Source organism: Burkholderia sp. Bp8994 (assembly GCF_003853805.1).
Lineage (GTDB): Bacteria > Pseudomonadota > Gammaproteobacteria > Burkholderiales > Burkholderiaceae > Burkholderia.
The window spans coordinates 183,738-202,593 of the sequence record NZ_QTQH01000012.1; the positions used below are offsets into that span (position 1 = coordinate 183,738).

Consider the following 18,856-nt stretch of genomic DNA (forward strand, 5'->3'; position numbering starts at 1 on the left):
GGGCTCGCCGCGTTTTTGCCGCGCGCCGGGCCGGTCCGCCGTCAGCGGCTGCCCTCCGCCGCCACGCGGCCGCCGTCGTCGGTGGCGATACCGCCGCCGAGCAGTTCCTGGTAACGCACGCACGCGCACTGCGCGGACGCCTTCGCCGCGTACATCGCCGCGTCGGCCTTGACCAGCAGTTCCTCGGCCGACGCGCCATCCGCCGGATATTCACTCACGCCGATGCTCGCGCCCACGGCCAGGTGCCGGTCGCCGAATTCCAGTTCCTCGGCCATCACGATCTGGATACGCGACGCGATATCGCCGATCACCGCGGGCGATCGCACGTCCGAAATCAGCACGATGAATTCGTCGCCGCCGAGCCGCGCGGCCATGTCGCCGCTGCGCAGCGCGAGGCTCAGCCGTTTCGCGACCGCGACGAGCGTGCGATCGCCGGCCGCGTGCCCGTGCTGGTCGTTGATCTGCTTGAAGCGATCGAGATCGACGAACATCACCGCCAGCCCCTCGCGCACCGCGGCCGCATGCCGGATCGCGGCATCGAGATGCTCCATGAACAACAGGCGGTTCGGCAAGCCGGTCAGCGGGTCGTGACCGGCGAGGTGCGCGAGTTCCAGCTGCTTCGCGCGCAGCATCGCGACCTGCGTACGAATCTCGACGCGCATGCTGTCGAAACAGCGCGCCAGCACGCCGATCTCGTCGGCCCGCGCGACCGGCAACCGTTCGGCGGCCGGATCGTCGAACACGTGGGTCGCCGCGCGCGCGAGCATCTGCAACGGCCGCGTGATCGCGCTCGCAAACAGGATCGCGAGAATCACCGCCGCCACGCTCATCAAGAGCACCATCCGGATGATCCGCTCGCCGAGCATCCCGGCCGGCGCCAGCACGTCCGTGAGCGGACGCGCCATGCCGAGCACCACGAAGCGGTTGCCCTCGTTGTTGCCGAACGGCGTGCGCACGAACGCGAACATCTGGCCCGGTGCGGCGTCGGGCTGCGTGAGACCGTTGAGCGCCACGTTCGTGCGCGCCCCGACGAACAGCAGCCGCGTGTCGGGGAAGCTGTCCTGCATCAGCACGCGGTGCCCGCGATCGAAGCCGAAGATCTGCGACGGATCGGGGTGCACGAGGAAATCGCCCCATTTGTTCGCGAGATACACCACGTAGTCTGGCGGCAGATCGCGTTCAAGCCGGTCGAACATGCGCGTCAGCTCGACGTCGACGACCAGCGCGCCGACGACCCGGCCGCCTTCGTCGACCACCGGCGTGCCCACGCGCAGGATCGGCAGCCCTTCGGCCGCATGCGAGCCGGTCTCGTGATTGATCGCGATCGGCGACAGGTAGATATGACCGGGCGCCGTCGCAAGCGTATCGAATACGTAAGGAAACTGCCCTTTTTCCTGGAATGCACTCTCCGGCAACACGACGATGCCGTGCGCGTCGCGATCGACGCGGATCCGCTCGAGCCCGAAATCCCCGCGCGCGATCAGCCGGATCTGCAGGTACTCGGGGTGATTTTTCATGAAGCTGTAATACACCTGTTCGAGCCGCGTGCGCGGCGCGCGATCGGCGCCTTCCCCGCTCGCGACGGACGCCGACGCCGGCAATTGCGCGAGCACGAGCACATCGTCGGCCACGTCGGACAGCGCGGTCGTGAAGCGCTGTCCGAGCAAGTGCGTCGACATCAGCAGGCTGTGCTGCGCTTCCTGCACGAGCATCGTCCGGTTCGCGCGGTAGGTGTAGTAGCCGGTCGTGCCGGACGCGATCACGCCGATGCACGCGAACAGCATCGACAGCTTCCACGTGAGCCCGAGCCTGATCATTTTTCGAACCGCTCCGGCCGGTCGCCCGACACGATGCGGCTCCATAGCGACTCACGCCGCGCGATGTCCTCGACCGGCTGGATCCAGACGAGGTGCTGGTGGCCGGCCTCGAGACCGGGTGGCGGTTGGAGCGTATTCGCGAGCCCCTGGCGTTCGGTCAGCAGCACGCCGATCGCCGGTTCGAGCATGTAGTTGATCCACGCGAACGCCAGTTCGCGATGCTCCGCGCCGCGCGTGACGCCCCAGCAGTCGAGCCACGCGAGCGCGCCTTCGTCCGGAATCACGTAGCCGACATCCGCACCGGCGCGACGCAGCTGTTCGACCTGTTGCGTGCCATAGTTGCCGAACATCAGCGCCGCGCGATGCTGGACGAACAGCGTGGTCGCCTCGTCCGGAAGCGTGTAATACGTGAGCAGGTTGCGCCGCAGTTCGACCAGCTTGTGCGCGACGGCAAGCGTTTGCGCGGGCGACAGGCGAAACGGGTCGGGATAGCCGAGCGCGAGCGCGGTGAACGAAAAATTATGCGGCGCGCTGTTGAAGTCGAGCACCTTGCCGCGGTAACGCGGATTCCAGAGTTCCAGCATCGAGCGCGGCGCGACCGGCACCTGCTTGCGATCGTAGATCAGTCCCATCGACGAATACGTGAACGGAATCGCATAGGTCGAGCCGTTGCGCACGAGTCCGCCGATCGTCGCGAGCTGCTGGAAATTCGGCAGTTGCCGCCGGCGGTTGGGGATCTGCGACAGGTCGATCGGCGTGAGCAGGCCGTCGCTCGCATAGCGCTGGATCTCGGCCGTGTTGGCCGCAAGCACGTCGTACGGCGGCGGCGACGCGCTGTGCATCCGTGTCCACAACGCTTCGTCGGAATCGACGAAGGTTACTTCGACGTGCACATGAAAGTGCGTCTCGAATGCATTGACGACATCGTTGTCCGCGTAGCCGGGCCACGCAAGGACACGCAGTACGTTGTCGCCGACGGTCTCGGGGGAAGCGGCGCAGGCAGGCAGGCCCTGCCAGCCCAGCGTCAGGACGACAAGCCACCGGCACGCGGCGCGGCGCGCACGGCGCGCGCCGATTCCCCTGATCAATCGGTCCTCGTCCGAATTCCCCGTATGCATTCGACTGTCCTTTTTTCGAGTCGATGCTTGATCGTGCAACAAGACCACAAAAAATATCGCCGCGCAATTGGAACAAGCCGCACGCGCACTGCATCCGCCTATTCGGAGCGCGTCATCCGCGTACGCGTTCGATCGCACGTCGCTGCACGCGCTCGAACCCGGCCACTCGAACGGAGAATCATCAGGTGAAAGGCAAGACGCGACGTGTGCCAACTCCGCTTGCAGCCACGGCGCCACGCGGTATGTACTGCGTATGCGTTCGGAGCGTTCGGCGACGCGCGTCATCCATCGCGTCGTGTCACCACCTCCGCCTGCATGCGCGTCGAGCCATCGCATGCGCATCCGCGCCACGCAGGCATGAACGCCGCGATCACGCGCGACGGATGCGCACGCATCGGCATCGCCACGACAGCGCGACCGGCCGCGGCCGTCGCGCTTTCCTTTTCGGGCCGCTCGTCGGACAATGACGCGCGCCCGCCGGCGCGGCGCCGCATCGGCCCCGCGCGAGCGGCACCAAGCATGCTCCGCCCGCGCCGATGAAACGCTACGAAACCCTCGCCCAGACGATCGCCGACGAAATCCGCAACGGCAACCTCGCGGTCGGCACGCGCCTGCCGTCGCTGCGGCAGATCATCGCGCAGCATGGCGTGAGCCAGTCGACGGTGTTTCGCGCGTACTACCTGCTCGAACAGTGGGGGCTGATCCGCGCACGCGAGCGTTCCGGCTATTACGTCGCGCCGGGCGCAGGCCCGGCGGCGAACCCGCCCGCGAAACGCCGCGCGAGCCGTGCCGGCGCCACGCGCAAGGTCGACATCAGCGACCTCGTGTTCTCGGTGCTCGACGCCGCGACGCAGCCCGGCATCGTGCCGCTCGGCTCCGCATTTCCCGCGCCGCAGCTGTTTCCGCTGCCGCGCCTCGCGAAATCGCTCGCGCAGGCGACGCGGCTCGTCAGCCCGTGGAGCACGGTCGTCGACCTGCCGCCCGGCAGCGAGGCGCTGCGCCAGCAGATCGCGCGGCGCTATCTGGCAACCGGTGTCGCGCAACCCGTCGACGAGATCGTCGTCACCAACGGTGCGCTCGAAGCGCTGAACCTGTGCCTGATGGCCGTCACGCGGCCCGGCGACGTCGTCGCGGTCGAGTCTCCCGGCTTCTATGCGGCGCTGCAGGCGATCGAGCGGCTCGACCTGCGCGCGGTCGAGATTCCCGTCGATCCACGCACGGGCCTCGATCTCGATGCGCTCGCGAACGCGCTCGACCGGCACGACATCCGCGCGTGCTGGTTCATGACCAATTTCCAGAATCCGACCGGTGTCACGCTGTCGCTCGACAAGAAGCGCGCGCTCGTCGAGCTGCTGGCCGCACGCGAGGTGCCGCTGATCGAGGACGACGTATACGGCGAGCTGCATTTCGGCCCCGACTACCCGCTGCCCGCGCGCGCATTCGACCGGCACGGCCTCGTGATGCATTGCAGTTCGTTCTCGAAGACGCTCGCGCCCGGCTACCGGATCGGCTGGGCCGCCGCCGGCCGGTTCGCGGAGAAGGTGCAGCGGCTCAAGCTGATGACCACGCTGTCGGCGAGCATTCCCGCGCAGGCCGGCATCGCGAACTATCTGGAGCACGGCGGCTACGATCGTCACCTGCGCAAGCTGCGCGGCACCCTGCAGGCGCAGCTCGCGCGCATGGACGACGCGCTGCGGCGCTGGCTGCCGCCCGGCGTCGAGTGGGTGCGGCCGGACGGCGGGTATTTCCTGTGGCTGTCGTTTCCCGACGCGATCGACGCGATGGAACTGCACCGCCAGGCGATCGCGCGCGGCATCAGCTTCGCACCGGGGCCGCTGTTCTCGGCCGCGCACGGCTTCGAGCGCTGCGTGCGCGTGAACTTCGGCCATCCGTGGAGCCGCGACATCGAGCGCGCGATCCGCGTGCTCGGCGAGCTGGTCGCCGGGCCGGCGGTACGCAAGTCGGGCTGATCGCGCCTCGTGCGCACGCTGCGCGCCGCGCGCATCACGTCCATGCAGCGAAGCCGCGCGCGGGTTACATTGCTGGTCCCGCCGCTCCTTCACGATTGCCCATGAGCCAACTGCCCTACCTCGATCACGACGCGTTGCTGAAACTGGCGGCCGAAGCGGCACACGTTACGCAGCCGTGCACGTGCACGAGAACCTCGCTCGCCGGCTGGACGACCCTGCCGCTGTCGCTGCAGGACACGCAACTGACCGAAGTGGCCACGCTTGCGCCGCCCGGCGAGACCGAGCCGACCTACGACGAATATCATCCGGCCGGCACGCGCTATGCGTCGGACGACGCGCCGATCGCACCGCGCCACTTTCCGTACAACCGCTGCAACGTCAGCCGCTGCGTATCGTGCGGCCGGCTTTATCTGCGCTATCAGGAAGGCGGCGGCTACTTCATCGACCAGCGCATCCGCGCGCTCGATCCGGCGTTGATCGTCGACGCACCGGCGCAAGCCTGAACCCGACGCGGGGCATGCGCAATGCATGCCCCGGCACACAACGGCGCGCTCCGCCGATCTGCTGCGTCCTTTCCATTTCGATCTGCGCCGTTTCCGCTCCGATCTGCTGCGCCGTTTCCGCTCCGATCTGCTGCTTGTCCCGCCGCCCCGCGTTCCCTACGCTGTCCCTGTTGCCCGACACCCGTCGCAACGTCCCCTCCCGAGCGGCGCGCGCCCCTGCGCCGCCGCTCCTCTCGCGTATCACGTCATGTACCGATATACCGATTTCGACCGGGCGCTCGTGCACAGCCGCGCCGCCCAGTTCCGCGACCAGCTCGAACGCTGGCAGCACGGCACGTTGAGCGAGGATGCGTTCCGGCCGTTGCGCCTGCAGAACGGCTGGTACGTGCAGCGCCATGCGCCGATGCTGCGCGTGGCCGTGCCGTACGGCGAACTGTCGAGCGGGCAGCTGCGCGTGCTCGCCCGTATCGCACGCGACTACGACGTGCCCGACGACGCCACCTACCGCGCCGCGTACGACGCGCAGGCGCAGCTCGGCACGCTGCGCCTGCCGACCCGCAACGCGCACTTCACGACCCGCACCAACGTGCAGTTCAACTGGATTCCGCTCGCGAAGGCGGCCGACGTGATGGACCTGCTCGCGACCGTCGACATGCACGGGATCCAGACGAGCGGCAATTGCATCCGCAACATTTCATGCGACGAGCGCGCGGGCGTCGCGCCGGACGAGATCGCCGATCCGCGCCCGTTCGCCGAGGTGATGCGCCAGTGGACGACGCTGCATCCGGAATTCGCGTTCCTGCCGCGCAAGTTCAAGATCGCGATCACCGGCGCGGCCGAGGACCGTGCGGCGACCGACTGGCACGACGTCGGGCTGAAACTCGTGCGCAACGACGCGGGCGAACTCGGCTTTCGCGTGAGCGCCGGCGGTGGCATGGGCCGCACGCCGCTGATCGCGACGCTGCTGCGCGCGTTCCTGCCGTGGCAGCAGGTGATGAACTACATCGAGGCGATCGTCCGCGTGTACAACCGCTACGGGCGGCGCGACAACAAGTACAAGGCGCGCATCAAGATCCTCGTGAAGAGCGAGGGACAGCGCTATATCGACGACGTCGAGGAAGAATTCCGCCAGATCGTCGAGCATGACGGCGGCCCGCACACGATCCCGCAGGCCGAGTTCGACCGCATCGCCGCATCGTTCGTGCCGCCGCGCCTCGCGCGCCGCACGCTCGACCCGCACGACCCGCACGACATCGAAGCGCGCATGGCCGCGCATGCCAGCCGCCATCCGGCCTTCGCGCGCTGGCTCGCGCGCAATGTCGCAGCGCATCGCGACCCGGCGCTGCGCATCGTCACGCTGTCGTTCAAGCGCCGCCTGCAGGCGCCCGGCGACGCGTCGCCCGAGCAGCTCGACGCGCTCGCCGAACTCGCCGAGCGCTTCTCGGCCGGCGAGGCACGCGTCACGCATACTCAGAACGTGGTGCTGCCGTGGGTGCACGTCGACGACCTGTTCCTGCTGTGGGAGCATGCGCGCGCGATCGGCCTTGCCAGCGCAAACGTCGGACTCCTGACCGACATGATCGCGTGCCCGGGCGGCGATTTCTGCGCGCTCGCGAACGCGCGCTCGATCCCGATCGCCGATGCGATCGCCGAGCGGTTCCAGGATCTCGACATGCTGCACGACGTCGGCGACATCGACCTGCACATCAGCGGCTGCATCAACTCCTGCGGCCATCATCACAGCGGGCACATCGGCATCCTCGGCGTCGACAAGGACGGCGCCGAGTGGTACCAGCTGACGCTCGGCGGTTCGGACGGCTCGAGCGCGAGCGGCCCCGCTCGGCCGGGCAAGGTGATCGGCCCGTCGTTCTCGGCGGACGAGATCGTCGATGTCGTCGACGCGCTCGTGAATGTCTATCTCGACGCGCGGCTCGACGCCGACGGCCGCAGCGAACGATTCATCGACACGGTGCGCCGCATCGGCGCCGAGCCCTTCAAGGCCGCGGCCAACGACGCCCGTCACCAGGCGAAGCACGCATGACACCGACCGACGCACACGCCAGCACGAACGTACGCATCCGGCTGCTGACGCCGGCCGAACACGCCGACGATACGAATGCGCCGGACACCGCGACCCGCACGATCCTGACGATCGGCAACGACGAGGAACTGCGGCCGCTCGCCGCTCGCATCGCGCAGGCCGCGCGCATCGACCTGCACTTCCCGTCCTTCACCGACGGCCGCGCATACAGCCAGGCGTATCTGCTGCGCAAGCGCTTCGGTTTCGCCGGCGACGTGCGGGCGACCGGCGACGTGCTGGTCGATCAGTTGCTGTTGATGGAGCGCACGGGGTTTTCGAGCGCAGTGCTCGGCGCCGATGCCGATCTGGCCGCCGCGCGCCGGCAGCTCGACCGGTTTCCCGGCTTCTATCAGCGCGATGCGAGAACGGCGGCGCCGCGGCAGGACGCGGCGCCGCAAGTCGAGACGCAAGCCGGGAAATGAAAACGGGCGGCCCGCAGGCCGCCCGTCCGATGAACCGCAAGCGCCGCGCCCGCCACTCAGCGGGCGCCGGCGTTCAGCGCGCCGCCACCGGCTTGCCGAACGCACCAAGGATCTTCTTCTCGAGCGCGATGTAGTCGTGGCCGAAGTGGTGGTCGCCGCCCGTCTTGATCACGTCGGCACCGGTGTTCGCGAGCGCCGGACACATCGTGTCCTTCTCTTCCGCGCCGTAGAAGCATTGCACGAGCTGCGGCGGCACCTTCGCGATTTCCGGCGCGACCTTCATCGCCTTGTCGCTCGCCGGCATCCCGAGCCAGCCCGTCACGCGGATCTGGAAATCCGCCGCCGGCGCGAAGCCGAGCAGCGACATCACCGCCACCTTGTCACGCAGGTCGGCCGGCAGCCGGTTGTACGCGAACGGCATCACGTCCGCGCCGAACGAGTAGCCGACCAACGCCACGCGGTTCGCATGCCAGCGCGCCATGTAGGTGCGCATCACGCGCGCCAGGTCGCGGCTCACCTGCGCAGGCGGCTTCTCGCTCCAGAAGTAGCGCAGGCTGTCGATGCCGACCACCGCCACGCCGTCGCGCTGCAGCGCCTCGGCGATCGTCTTGTCGAGATCGCGCCAGCCGCCGTCGCCCGAGATCACGATCGCGAGGCGGTCGCTGCCGCCCTTGGCCGGCAGCTCGACGAGCGGCAGGTCCGACACGTCGAGCTCGTCGGTGCTGCTGGTGTCGTGCAAGTGCGACGTGACGAGCGACACGAGCTTCGCGGTGTCGCCGGCCGCGGCCGTTTCGACGAAGCCCGGCATCGCGCGGCGCACGATCGTCGGATCGGGCGGGCACGGCTTGAAGCGCGCATCGAGCTTCGCCGCCGGCGCGACCGAAGCGACACCGGCGATCGTGTTCTCCGGCGCCATCGACAGGATCTGCTTCGCGATCGCGCCGCCCTGGCCCACGCCCGCGACGATCGGCGTGTAGTAACGCGCCGATTGCGCGAGGCGTTCGAGCTGGTGGCTGACCGCTTCGGCATCGCCGTCGAGGTGGTGACAGGTTTCCTGCTTCGCGGCGAGGTTCGCCGCATAGCGCTCCGAATCCACCCCGACCGTCATCGCGCCCGCTTTAGCGAGTGCGTCGGCCGCCTGCTGGTCCGCGGCGCCCCAGCCCCGCCCGCGCGAAAACAGGACGACGAAGCCGCGCAGCGGGCCGCCCGGCTTCGTCACGGTCACGGGGCCGTAGCGGCCGCCCGACACGGTTTCCGGTTGCGCCGCGGCCTGCGCCGCGAACGCCGCGCCGGCCAGCATCATTCCCGCGCAGGCGACTGCCGCCCGCGCGATACCCTTCTTCAACATCATGAACGCCGACCTCCAGCCAGCAGGGACAGATCCGCGAGCGTGACGAACACGCCGACCGAGCCCGAGGCCGCGAGATAGCGCGGCTCCCAGTGCGGCTCGAACTTGCTCTTGAATGCACGCAAGCCGCGGAAGTTGTAGAAGCGGCCGCCGAAGCGCCAGACCATCAGCCCGAACCGGTGCCACGGCGACGGCATCTTCGCCGCCCCCATCCCCGAGAACGGAGCGATGCCCAGGCTCAGCTTGCGGAACCCCGCTTCCTTCAGATGCAGCGCGAGCTGCGTAAACAGATACTCCATCGCATACGGCGACGCGTCCGGCAGATGACGCATCACGCCGACCGTCGCCTCGGTGTTGAGGTCGGTCGTCATGAACGTGACGAACGCGATCGGCTTGTCGGCCTGGCGCACGAGCATCACCGACTGCGTCGCGAGATAGCCGTCGTGGAACGCAGCCACCGAGAAGCTCTTCTCGCGCGCGTCGCGGCTGTCGAGCCAGCCGTCGGAGATGTCGCGCAGCGACGGCAGCGCGGCCGGCACGTCGCGCGGCGCGATCACCTCGACCGTCAGCGCGTCCTTGTCGCCGCGGCGCAGCGCATAGCGCAGGTGCGACCGGTTCGAACCCTTCAGGTCGAAGCGGTCGAGCGCGATATGCGCTTCCTCGCCGAGCTTCATCAGCGTGAGCCCCGCGTCGAGATACAGCGGCAGCGCGTTCGCGCGCACCTGGTAGAACGCCGCGCGGCCGCTGTGCGCGTGCGCCAGCGCGATGAACTTGCCGATCAGCGCCGGCCATTCCTCGCGCGGGCCGACCGGATCGTGCAGCGCGGCCCACGTGCGGCCGTTCTTCGCATACATCAGGAACGCGCGGCGCGATTCGGAGAACAGGAACGACTTGTCGCCCATCAGCGCGAGGCCCGCATCGCTGCACTCCTGCGCGCGGATGATCTGCTCCGCATCGATCAGGTCCTGCTCGGCGGGCTTCACGAAACGCCCGGGCGCCGGCCGCAGCAGTTGCCACAGCGCGAACATCGCGACGAACACGCCGGCCGCCAGCGTCGCGCGCAGTGCCCGCGGCGCGCGCTCGTCGAACGCGAAATGCGACCACAGATCGCGCGTGTAAGGCACGTCGCGGAACGCGAAGCACAGCACCCACACGGCGAGCACGAGCACCATCGTCACCGACACGAACCAGCTCACCGTAAAGCGCTCGGCGAGCAGCGACGAATGCCGGTTGAAGCGGCGGCGGCTGACGAGCAGCAGCACCAGCAGCGTGCCGAGCACGCCGGCCTCGACGAACGCGAGGCCCTTGGCCAGCGACAGCGCGAGGCTCGCGAGCGTCAGCGCGAAAGTCATCCACCATGCGCCGTCGAGCCGGCGCAACAGCCCGCGCGCGACGAACAGCAACGCGACGCCCAGCACGCTGCAGATCACCTGCGAGCCTTCGAGCACCCACAGCGGCACGATGTTGCGCAGGATCGCGATCCGGTGCCAGAACGCGGGCGTCGCGCTCGAGATCACCAGCATCCCGCCGACCGCGAAGGTCACGAGGCTCAGGAACAGCGGCGCCAGCTGCGACACGCGCGCGGCCTGCCGCGTCACGAGCCGGCGGCGCAGCGCGCGGCCCTCGAACCCGGCCAGCAGGCCGGCCGACAGCACGAGCGGCACGCCGAAGTAGATCGCGCGATAGGCGATCAGCGCGGCGACCATCGCGTGCGCCGGCACTTCGCGGCCCAGCGTGAAGACCATCGCGGCCTCGAACACGCCGATCCCGCCCGGCGTATGGCCGATCATCCCGAGCAGCAGCGCGGCCGCGTACACGGTGATGAAAGTCGGCAAGCCGACTGGAGCGGCCGGCAGCAGCACCCACAGCGTCAGGCCCGCGGCCACGACGTCGAGCACCGCATAAACGACCTGGGCGACGAGGTCGCGCCGCGCCGGCACGTCGAACGCGAGCCATTTGAAGCGCGTGACGACCGGGCGCGCGGTGCTGCCGCACAGCATCGTCATGACGGCCAGCACCACGAGCAGCGCGGCGCCGCTCCACGTCAGCACGCCGGGCGCGACATGCAGCATCGCGGCGAGCGTCTGCGGCACGCAGACCATGCCGACCGCCGTCATCAGCACCAGTGCGAGTGCGAGCGTGCCGCTGGTGAAGACGGTCATCCGGCCGATCTGCGCGGGGGTGACGCCCGACACGCCGTACACGCGCGCGCGCACGGCGCCGCCCGTCAGCGCGCCGAAGCCGGTTGCATTGCCGAGCGCGGAGCCGGCGATCGCGCCGATCCACAGCGCGGCGCGCGGCACTTTCGCGGCGACGTAGCGCAGGCCGACCGCATCGCGGGCGACGAGCGCGAGATAGCTGAGGGCCGTCGCGGCCAGCGACGCGCCCCACTCGCCCACGGACAGGTGGCGCAGTTGGCGGATCACCGAGCGGTAGTCGACGGATTCGGACAGGTGCTGGAACACCACGATCAGCAGCAGGCCGATGCCGAGCGCGAGCAGCGGCGACAGCACGCGCTCATTGCGGATCAGCGTCGCGACACGGGCGATCGCTGCCGCGGCACGGCCGGGCTGGCCAGGGTGGCGGGAAGACATAGAGTGTTCAGTGGTGGTGCGTAGCTTGTCGCGGCGCAGGGTGGCCTCGCGGCGACGAATCTGGTTGTTCTGCGTGGGCGGTCGGCCTGGGACGAAGCCAGGCGGCGCCTGAATCAGAAATTACGAGTATACGGATTTTATATTACAGAATCTTTCGATCCCGTACTGAGCGGTTCGGGCGCGGCGGTCGCATCAACGACGCGTCAAATTCATGCGCAAGGTGCGCATCATACCGGGAACCGCCGGGAATTTTTCATCGAATGAATGACTTGCGACGCTTTTGGGAGAAATTCTCCCGGCCCGACCGAGCCCGCGAGAGCAAACCCGCGACCGGCGCGGGATTCGGGGAATGGGGACGGATTCCCGTGCCCGCCTCACCGGCCCTTTGTCGCGCCGTCATCGTGCCAGTCGGCGCCGGCCCGCTCCCGCAGTATGTCGATGAATGCGCGCAGCTTCGCCGGCACGTGCTTGCGATTCACGTAATAGAGCCACATCGGCGGCAGCGTCCGGCACGCGCCCGGCAGCACCTCGACGAGCGTGCCGTCGCGCAGGTCCGCGTCGATGCGCTCGCGCATGAACGCGAACGCGATGCCGACGCCCTCGCGCGCGGCATCGATCACCGCATCCGCGTCGTTCGTCACGAGCACGCCTTCCGGGTCGAGATCGACGTCGTGACGCCCGTCGCGCAGCAGCCACTTGTGCAGGCGCCCGCTCTCGGAGAACCGGAACCGGATGCACGCATGGCGCGCCAGCTCGGCGATCGACGCGGGCGTGCCGTGCCGCGCCAGATAGCCGGGTGATGCGACCAGCGCGCAGGTCAGCGCGGGTGCGATCCGCACACCGATCATGCCGGGCTGCAGCCGGTCGGCAAGACGAATCCCCGCGTCGAAACCCTCCTTCGCGATATCGACCAGCTCGTTCTCGTAGCGGATTTCGAGCCGGACCCTCGGATAGCGCGCGCGGAACGCGGCCAGTATCGGCGCGATCACGAGCGAACGCGCGAGCGGCAGCGCCGTGACGCGCAGCAGCCCGCCCGGCTCGCTGCGCACCTCCTTCAGCGCGTCGCGCGCCTGCATGACCTGCCGGTACGCAGGCTCCGTCTGCTGCCGGTAATGCTGGCCGGCTTCGGTCAGGCTCACGCCGCGCGTGCTGCGGTTGAACAGCTTCACGTTCAGTTCGCCTTCGAGCTGGCCGATCGCAAGGCTGACGGCAGCCGGCGTCAGGCCGAGCGCGGCGGCAGCACGCGTGAAGTTGCCGGCCGTCGCGACCGTCATGAACACGTGCAGCCCGGCCATCGGATCGCGTCTGCTCATCATTAAAAAAACTTGAAACTCCTTCGAGTGGAATGCCGATTCTCCCATATACAAGAACTACCTACACTGGCCCCGTCGTCTTCCACCGGAGCATCGAATGAATCCGCATCACAGCCCCGCCCTGCCGCTCGCAGCCGTCCGGCAGACGATCGAAGCCGCGCTCGCGCAGGCCGCGTCGCTGCAGGTCGCCGGTGTGTCGATCGCGATCGTCGACGCCGGCGCGAACCTGCTCGCATTCATCCGCACCGACGATTGCTTTCTCGGTGCGATCTACCTCGCGCAACGCAAGGCGCTGACGGCGATCCGCTTCCGCGCATCGACCGCCGCGCTCGGCGCGATGTCCGGCGACGGCCCGCTGCGCGGGATCGAGCACAGCCACGGCGGGCTCGTCACGTTCGGCGGCGGCGAGCCGCTCGTCGACGGCGACGGGCGCTGCGTCGGCGCGATCGGCATATCGGGCGGCAGCGTCGAGCAGGACGACGCGATCGCGCGGCATTGCCGCGATCGCTTTCACGCAACCTTTCCCACCTCGAGGTAAGCACATGGCACAGAAACGCATCCTCATCACCGGCGCGGGCAGCGGCTTCGGCCGCGAAGTCGCGCTGCGGCTCGCACAACACGGTCACGCGGTCACGGCCGGCGTCCGCACGACCGCCGAGATCGACGCGCTGACGGACGCCGCCGCGCAGCGCGGCACCGCACTGCGCGCGGTGAAGCTCGACGTGACTTCGGCCTACGACCGCGCCCGCGCGGCCGAATTCGAAGTCGACGTGCTCGTGAACAACGCGGGCGTCGGCGAAGCCGGCGCGCTGGTCGACCTGCCGGTCGAGATCGTGCGCGAGCTGTTCGACGTCAACCTGTTCGGGCCGCTCGAACTCACGCAGCAGATCGCCCGCGGCATGCTCGCGCGCGGGCACGGCAAGATCGTGTTCGTGTCGTCGATCGCGGGGTTGATCACGGGGCCGTTCACGGGCGCCTATTGCGCGTCGAAGCACGCGGTCGAATCGGTCGCCGAGGCGATGCACGCGGAGCTGGCGCCGCACGGCATCCGTGTCGCGGTCGTGAACCCGGGCCCGTACAGCACCGGCTTCAACGACCGCATGATGGAAACGCCACGGCGCTGGCGCGATCCGGCCGTTCACACCGTGACGCCCGAGCGGCTGACCTTCCCGCTCGAGCAGCACGATCCGGAGGAAATGATCGCGAAGATGGTCGACGTGATCGAAAACGACGGCGGCGCATTCCGCAACCTGCTGCCGCAGTCGTCGGAAGCGTTCGTGCGCGCCGAGCAGGCGCGCGCGTGGGACCGGCAGCAGTGACGCAGGCCGGCGTCGGCAGGCGGGTCACGCAGGAACGCCCTGCCCGCCGCCCGGCCTGTCGCGTACGACGTTCGCCGTCGATGACCTTCCCGACGGCGCGAACCGTCGCGGGTCAATGCGTCGCCGAAGCCGGGCCCGCAACCGGGCGGGCCGCGTCGAGCCGCGCCGAGCGCGCTCAGTACACGTCCCGCATGTAGCGCCGCGCCTTCGAGAGCTTCGCGACGTAGTCGTTCGCGGCTTCGTCCGACATCCCGCCGTGCTCGGCGACGACCGCCTTCAGCGCGGTATCGACGTCCTTGGCCATCCGCGCGGCGTCGCCGCACACGTAGAAGTGCGCGCCTTCCTCCAGCCACTTGTACAGCTCGGCGCCCTGCTCGCGCATCCGGTCCTGCACGTAGATCTTGTCGGCCTGGTCGCGCGAGAACGCGAGATCGAGCCGCGTCAGGAAGCCGCTGTCGCGCATCGCGCTCAGTTCGTCGCCGTAGTAGAAGTCGGTCTGCGCATGCTGCTCGCCGAAGAACAGCCAGTTGCGGCCGCGCGCGCCGCGCGCCTGCCGCTCGTGCAGGAAGCCGCGGAACGGCGCGACGCCGGTGCCGGGCCCGACCATCACGACCGGCACGTCGCCGTTCACCGGCGGCCGGAAATGCGCGGACTTCTGCACGAACACCGGCACGCGGCCGTCGTCCGCGCGATCGGCGAGGAACGTCGACGCGACGCCTTTGCGCGCGCGGCGGCCATTGTGATAACGCACGGCCGACACCGTCAGGTGAATCTCGCCCGGGTGCGCGCTCGGGCTCGACGCGATCGAATACAGGCGCGGCTGCAGCCGCTTCAGCATCCCGACCAGCTCCGCGCCCGACAGCTCGACCGGGAATTCGTGCAGCACGTCCGCGAGCTGTTGCCCCCACAACCATTGCTTCAGGTCGGCCTTGCGATCGTCGCCGAGCAGCGCCTTCAGCGCGCCGTTCGCGCTACGCGACGCGATGAACGCGAGCGTGTCGGGATGCGGGCGCGTGATGTCGAAGTGGCGCGCCAGCGCATCGCCGAGCCGCATGTCGCCGACGCCCGCGACCGACACGGGGGCGTCGGCCTTCAGCGCGGTGACCGACAGCAGCTCGTCGACCAGCTCCGGGCAGTTGGTCGGCCACACGCCGAGCGCGTCGCCGGTTTCGTATTCGAGGTTCGCGCCTTCGGTCGACAGCGACACGTAGCGCGTGTCCTTCGCGGCGCCCGGCCGGTTGAGCCGCAGGTTCGCGACGAGCTTCGACGGCGCCGGATGCGCCTTGGTCGGCAGCAGCCCCGACGCGCTCATCCCGGCGGTCGGCACCGCATGCAGCGCCGCATCCGCCTCCTTGATCCGGGCGACCACGCGCTCGAGCCACTGGTCGGCATCGCGCTGGAACTCGACGTCGCAATCGACGCGCGCGCACAGGCGCGCCGCGCCGAGTTCAGCGAGCCTCGCATCGAGCCGGCGGCCGTGCCCGCAGAACTGGTCGTAGTTGCGATCGCCGAACGCGAGTACCGCGAAGTGCACGCCGTCGAGGCGCGCGGCGCTGCCGGCCCGCAGCGCGTCCCAGAACTCGCTGCCGTTGTCGGGCGCGTCGCCGTCGCCGAACGTGCTCGTCATCAGCAGCACGTATTGCGCGCCGGCCAGCGACGCGACCGGATAGTCGGACATGCACGCGGTGCGGATCTCGAAGCCGGCGTTCATCAGCTGCGTCGCGTAGTCCTCGGTCAGCGATTCGATGTTGCCGGTCTGCGACGCCCACAGCAGCACGACCTTCGGGCGCGTGCGCACGATCCGCACGCCGCCCGGCGCGGCGGCCTCGGTCGGCAGTGCGGGCACAGCGCCTTGCGCGGTGTGGGCCGGCATCGCGCGGCTGAACAGCCCCGCCAGCATCCCGTCGAGCCAGAACCGCACCGGCGGCGTGAGCGGCGCGCCGGCCGGCAGCACCGGCACGCCGCCGTCGCGCCGGCCGGCGCTCGCCTTCAGCCCGCTGACGAGGCCGGCCACGTACAGGCGCTCCGCGTCGGTGAGCGGCGGCGGCGCGAGATCGGCCACGCCGAGCGCGGCCGCGAAAGTGTCGAGGTCTGCCATGTCGGATTCCTGTGAAGCCGTGATCTGCACCGCCGCCGGCACGGGCCGCGCGTCGCCGGCGGCGGCATCGGGTCGCGCCGTGTCGTCGGCGGCGGACGCGAACGCGTCCGTGTCGACGCGCGCGAGCGCGACCGCGCAATACTTCAGTTCGGGTTGCTGCGATTCCGGATCGATCGCGTCGTTCGTCACCGCGTTGATGCACAGGTCGTCGCCGTACACGTCGTTCCAGTGCATCGGCGCGAAGCAGTTGCCGCGCTGCACGCGCTCGGTCACGACGGCCGGCAGCACGGCGCGGCCGCGCGCCGAGCGAATCTCGACGCTGTCCTGCATGGCGATGCCGAGCGCGCTCGCGTCGTCCGGATGCAGTTCGACGAACGGGCGCGGATTGAGCTTGTTCAGCATCGCGACCTTGCCCGTCTTCGTCATCGTGTGCCATTGATGCTGCAGCCGGCCGGTGTTCAGCACGATCGGGAACGTATCGTCCGGCAGCTCGGCCGGATCGACGTGCGGCCGAGCGAAAAAGCGCGCCTTGCCCGACGGCGTCGGGAACGCGAGGCGCGGCGCAGCGCCGCCGTCGGCTGCCGCGCGCGGCGTCTGGCTCACGCCGTCGTTCAGGTAGCGGACCGGGTGCCGCTCGCGCGCGGTGCCCGGCGCGACCGGCCATTGCACCGGGCCCTCGCGCAGCGCCGCATGGCTCGCGCCGCGCAGGTCGTAGCCGGTCGCCGGATTCGAAAAGCGCACGATCTCGTCGAACACGTCGGCCGCCGACGCATAGTCGAACGCATCGCCGAAACCCATCTCGCGCGCGACTTCCGCGACGATGCGCCAGTCCGGCAGCGCGTCGCCGGGCGGCGCAACCGCGGCGCGCATCAGCGTCATGTTGCGTTCGGAGTTGATCATCACGCCGTCGCCCTCGGCCCACAGCGCGCCGGGCAGCAGGATGTCCGCGTAGCGGTTGGTCTCGGTGTCGAGGAATGCGTCCTGCGCGATCACGAGCTCCGCGGCCTGCAGCCCGGCGATCACGTTCTGCCGGTTCGGCACGGTCGCGACCGGATTCGTGCAGACGATCCAGCACGCCTTGATGTCGCCGGCCGCCATCCGTTCGAACAGGTCGACGGTGCCGCGGCCGGCGTCCTTGCGCAGCGTGCCGGCCGGCACGCGCCACAGGTGTTCGACGAAGCGCCGGTCGTCGTCGGACAGCACCGAGCGCTGGCCCGGCAGCCCGGGCCCCATGTAGCCCATCTCGCGCCCGCCCATCGCGTTCGGCTGGCCGGTCAGCGAGAACGGCCCGCTGCCAGGCCGGCAGATCGTGCCCGTCGCGAGATGCAGGTTGCAGATCGCGTTGGTGTTCCACACGCCGTGCGTGCTCTGGTTGAGACCCATCGTCCAGCAGCTCATCCATTCCTGCGCGTCGCCGATCCATTGCGCGGCCGTGCGGATGTCGGCTTCGGCGAGGCCAGTGATTTCGGCGACGCGTTCGGGCGTGTAGTCGGCGAGGAACGCGGGCATCGCGTCCCAGCCTTCGGTGTACGCATCGATGAACGCGGCATCGATGCGGCCGTTCGCATGCAGCAGGTGCAGCAATCCGTTCGTCAGCGCGAGATCGGTGCCCGGCCGGATCTGCAGGAACAGGTCGGCCTTGTCGGCGGTGCCGGTGCGGCGCGGATCGACGACGATCAGCTTCGCGCCGGCCTTCACGCGATCCATCATCCGCAGGAACAGGATCGGGTGGCAGTCGGCCATGTTCGCGCCGATCACGAAGAACAGGTTCGCGCGATCGAAGTCCTGGTACGAGCCGGGCGGGCCGTCCGCGCCGAGCGACTGCTTGTAGCCGGTGCCCGCGCTCGCCATGCACAGGCGCGAGTTCGACTCGATGTTGTTGGTGCCGACGAAGCCCTTCGCGAGCTTGTTCACGAGGTATTGCGCCTCGATCGACATCTGCCCCGACACGTAGAACGACAGCGCGTCGGGCCCGTGCGCGTCGAGCACCGCGCGCAGCCGCCGCGCGGTCTCGGCGATCGCGTCGCGGGCCGGCAGCGGCACGAGGTCGTCCTCGCGCGCGCGCCGCACGAACGCGCGGTCGAGCCGCCCCGAGCGGCGCAGCGCGACATGCGCCGACGAACCCTTCGTGCACAGCCGTCCGAAGTTGGCCGGATGGTCGGAGTCGCCCGATACCTTGACGACTTCGTCATCCTCGACGTGCAGCACCATCCCGCAGCCGACGCCGCAGTACGGGCACACGCTCTTGACGGGGGTGGCGCTCATGCGTGCTCC

General features: G+C 69.3%; 12 protein-coding genes. 6 read left to right on the top strand and 6 right to left on the bottom strand.

Annotated elements, in window-relative coordinates; genetic code table 11:
* Positions 1-41 precede the first annotated feature (41 nt).
* Both DIE04_RS15585 and DIE04_RS15590 read right to left on the bottom strand, forming a co-directional pair.
* Positions 42-1,817 (bottom strand): sensor domain-containing diguanylate cyclase, encoded by a 1,776-nt coding sequence (locus DIE04_RS15585; RefSeq protein ID WP_124484653.1) that lies wholly within the window; start codon positions 1,815-1,817, stop codon positions 42-44.
* Positions 1,814-2,935, bottom strand: coding sequence for an extracellular solute-binding protein (locus DIE04_RS15590; protein WP_044845699.1), 1,122 nt, complete (start codon positions 2,933-2,935; stop codon positions 1,814-1,816). The genes DIE04_RS15585 and DIE04_RS15590 overlap by 4 nt, the downstream gene beginning before the upstream one ends.
* 536 nt (positions 2,936-3,471) lie before the next feature.
* Here DIE04_RS15590 and DIE04_RS15595 point away from each other — a divergent pair.
* From DIE04_RS15595 to DIE04_RS15610, 4 genes are all read left to right on the top strand, one after another.
* Complete coding sequence (locus DIE04_RS15595; protein ID WP_044845719.1) at positions 3,472-4,905, top strand: PLP-dependent aminotransferase family protein; 1,434 nt, start codon at positions 3,472-3,474, stop codon at positions 4,903-4,905.
* Positions 4,906-5,006: 101 nt separating this feature from the next.
* Positions 5,007-5,408 carry a hypothetical protein gene (locus tag DIE04_RS15600; protein ID WP_124522027.1) on the top strand — a complete coding sequence of 134 codons (402 nt, stop codon included), beginning with the start codon at positions 5,007-5,009 and terminating at the stop codon, positions 5,406-5,408.
* Positions 5,409-5,655: 247 nt separating this feature from the next.
* Positions 5,656-7,449, top strand: coding sequence for a nitrite/sulfite reductase (locus DIE04_RS15605; RefSeq protein ID WP_124522029.1), 1,794 nt, complete (start codon positions 5,656-5,658; stop codon positions 7,447-7,449).
* Positions 7,446-7,910 carry a DUF934 domain-containing protein gene (locus DIE04_RS15610; RefSeq protein WP_124522031.1) on the top strand — a complete coding sequence of 155 codons (465 nt, stop codon included), beginning with the start codon at positions 7,446-7,448 and terminating at the stop codon, positions 7,908-7,910. The genes DIE04_RS15605 and DIE04_RS15610 overlap by 4 nt, the downstream gene beginning before the upstream one ends.
* A gap of 73 nt (positions 7,911-7,983) precedes the next feature.
* Here DIE04_RS15610 and DIE04_RS15615 read toward each other — a convergent pair whose 3' ends face one another.
* From DIE04_RS15615 to DIE04_RS15625, 3 genes are all read right to left on the bottom strand, one after another.
* On the bottom strand, positions 7,984-9,261 hold the full coding sequence (locus DIE04_RS15615) for a virulence factor family protein (protein ID WP_124522033.1): 1,278 nt from the start codon (positions 9,259-9,261) through the stop codon (positions 7,984-7,986).
* Positions 9,258-11,852, bottom strand: coding sequence for a bifunctional lysylphosphatidylglycerol flippase/synthetase MprF (gene mprF / locus DIE04_RS15620; protein ID WP_124522035.1), 2,595 nt, complete (start codon positions 11,850-11,852; stop codon positions 9,258-9,260). Before mprF ends, DIE04_RS15615 begins: the two co-directional genes overlap by 4 nt.
* A 374-nt stretch (positions 11,853-12,226) precedes the next feature.
* Positions 12,227-13,165 carry a LysR family transcriptional regulator gene (locus tag DIE04_RS15625; RefSeq protein ID WP_124522105.1) on the bottom strand — a complete coding sequence of 313 codons (939 nt, stop codon included), beginning with the start codon at positions 13,163-13,165 and terminating at the stop codon, positions 12,227-12,229.
* Positions 13,166-13,262: 97 nt separating this feature from the next.
* Here DIE04_RS15625 and DIE04_RS15630 point away from each other — a divergent pair, with 97 nt between their 5' ends.
* Positions 13,263-13,703 (top strand): heme-binding protein, encoded by a 441-nt coding sequence (locus DIE04_RS15630; RefSeq protein ID WP_124522036.1) that lies wholly within the window; start codon positions 13,263-13,265, stop codon positions 13,701-13,703.
* Between the two features lie 4 nt (positions 13,704-13,707).
* Positions 13,708-14,484: an SDR family oxidoreductase gene (locus DIE04_RS15635; protein WP_124484644.1), complete on the top strand. Its 777-nt coding sequence runs from the start codon at positions 13,708-13,710 to the stop codon at positions 14,482-14,484.
* Between the two features lie 175 nt (positions 14,485-14,659).
* On the opposite strand, the gene DIE04_RS15640 is transcribed toward DIE04_RS15635, so the two are convergent.
* Positions 14,660-18,847: a bifunctional nitrate reductase/sulfite reductase flavoprotein subunit alpha gene (locus DIE04_RS15640; protein ID WP_124522038.1), complete on the bottom strand. Its 4,188-nt coding sequence runs from the start codon at positions 18,845-18,847 to the stop codon at positions 14,660-14,662.
* Between the last annotated feature and the right edge of the window lie 9 nt (positions 18,848-18,856).

Coding starts and splice junctions, on each gene's coding strand:
- DIE04_RS15630 (WP_124522036.1), top strand. CDS start 13,263: ATGAATCCGCATCACAGCCCCGCCCTGCCGCTCGCAGCCGTCCGGCAG.
- DIE04_RS15610 (WP_124522031.1), top strand. CDS start 7,446: ATGACACCGACCGACGCACACGCCAGCACGAACGTACGCATCCGGCTG.
- DIE04_RS15640 (WP_124522038.1), bottom strand. CDS start 18,847: ATGAGCGCCACCCCCGTCAAGAGCGTGTGCCCGTACTGCGGCGTCGGC.
- DIE04_RS15605 (WP_124522029.1), top strand. CDS start 5,656: ATGTACCGATATACCGATTTCGACCGGGCGCTCGTGCACAGCCGCGCC.
- mprF (WP_124522035.1), bottom strand. CDS start 11,852: ATGTCTTCCCGCCACCCTGGCCAGCCCGGCCGTGCCGCGGCAGCGATC.
- DIE04_RS15615 (WP_124522033.1), bottom strand. CDS start 9,261: ATGATGTTGAAGAAGGGTATCGCGCGGGCGGCAGTCGCCTGCGCGGGA.
- DIE04_RS15590 (WP_044845699.1), bottom strand. CDS start 2,935: ATGCATACGGGGAATTCGGACGAGGACCGATTGATCAGGGGAATCGGC.
- DIE04_RS15595 (WP_044845719.1), top strand. CDS start 3,472: ATGAAACGCTACGAAACCCTCGCCCAGACGATCGCCGACGAAATCCGC.
- DIE04_RS15625 (WP_124522105.1), bottom strand. CDS start 13,165: ATGAGCAGACGCGATCCGATGGCCGGGCTGCACGTGTTCATGACGGTC.
- DIE04_RS15635 (WP_124484644.1), top strand. CDS start 13,708: ATGGCACAGAAACGCATCCTCATCACCGGCGCGGGCAGCGGCTTCGGC.
- DIE04_RS15600 (WP_124522027.1), top strand. CDS start 5,007: ATGAGCCAACTGCCCTACCTCGATCACGACGCGTTGCTGAAACTGGCG.
- DIE04_RS15585 (WP_124484653.1), bottom strand. CDS start 1,817: ATGATCAGGCTCGGGCTCACGTGGAAGCTGTCGATGCTGTTCGCGTGC.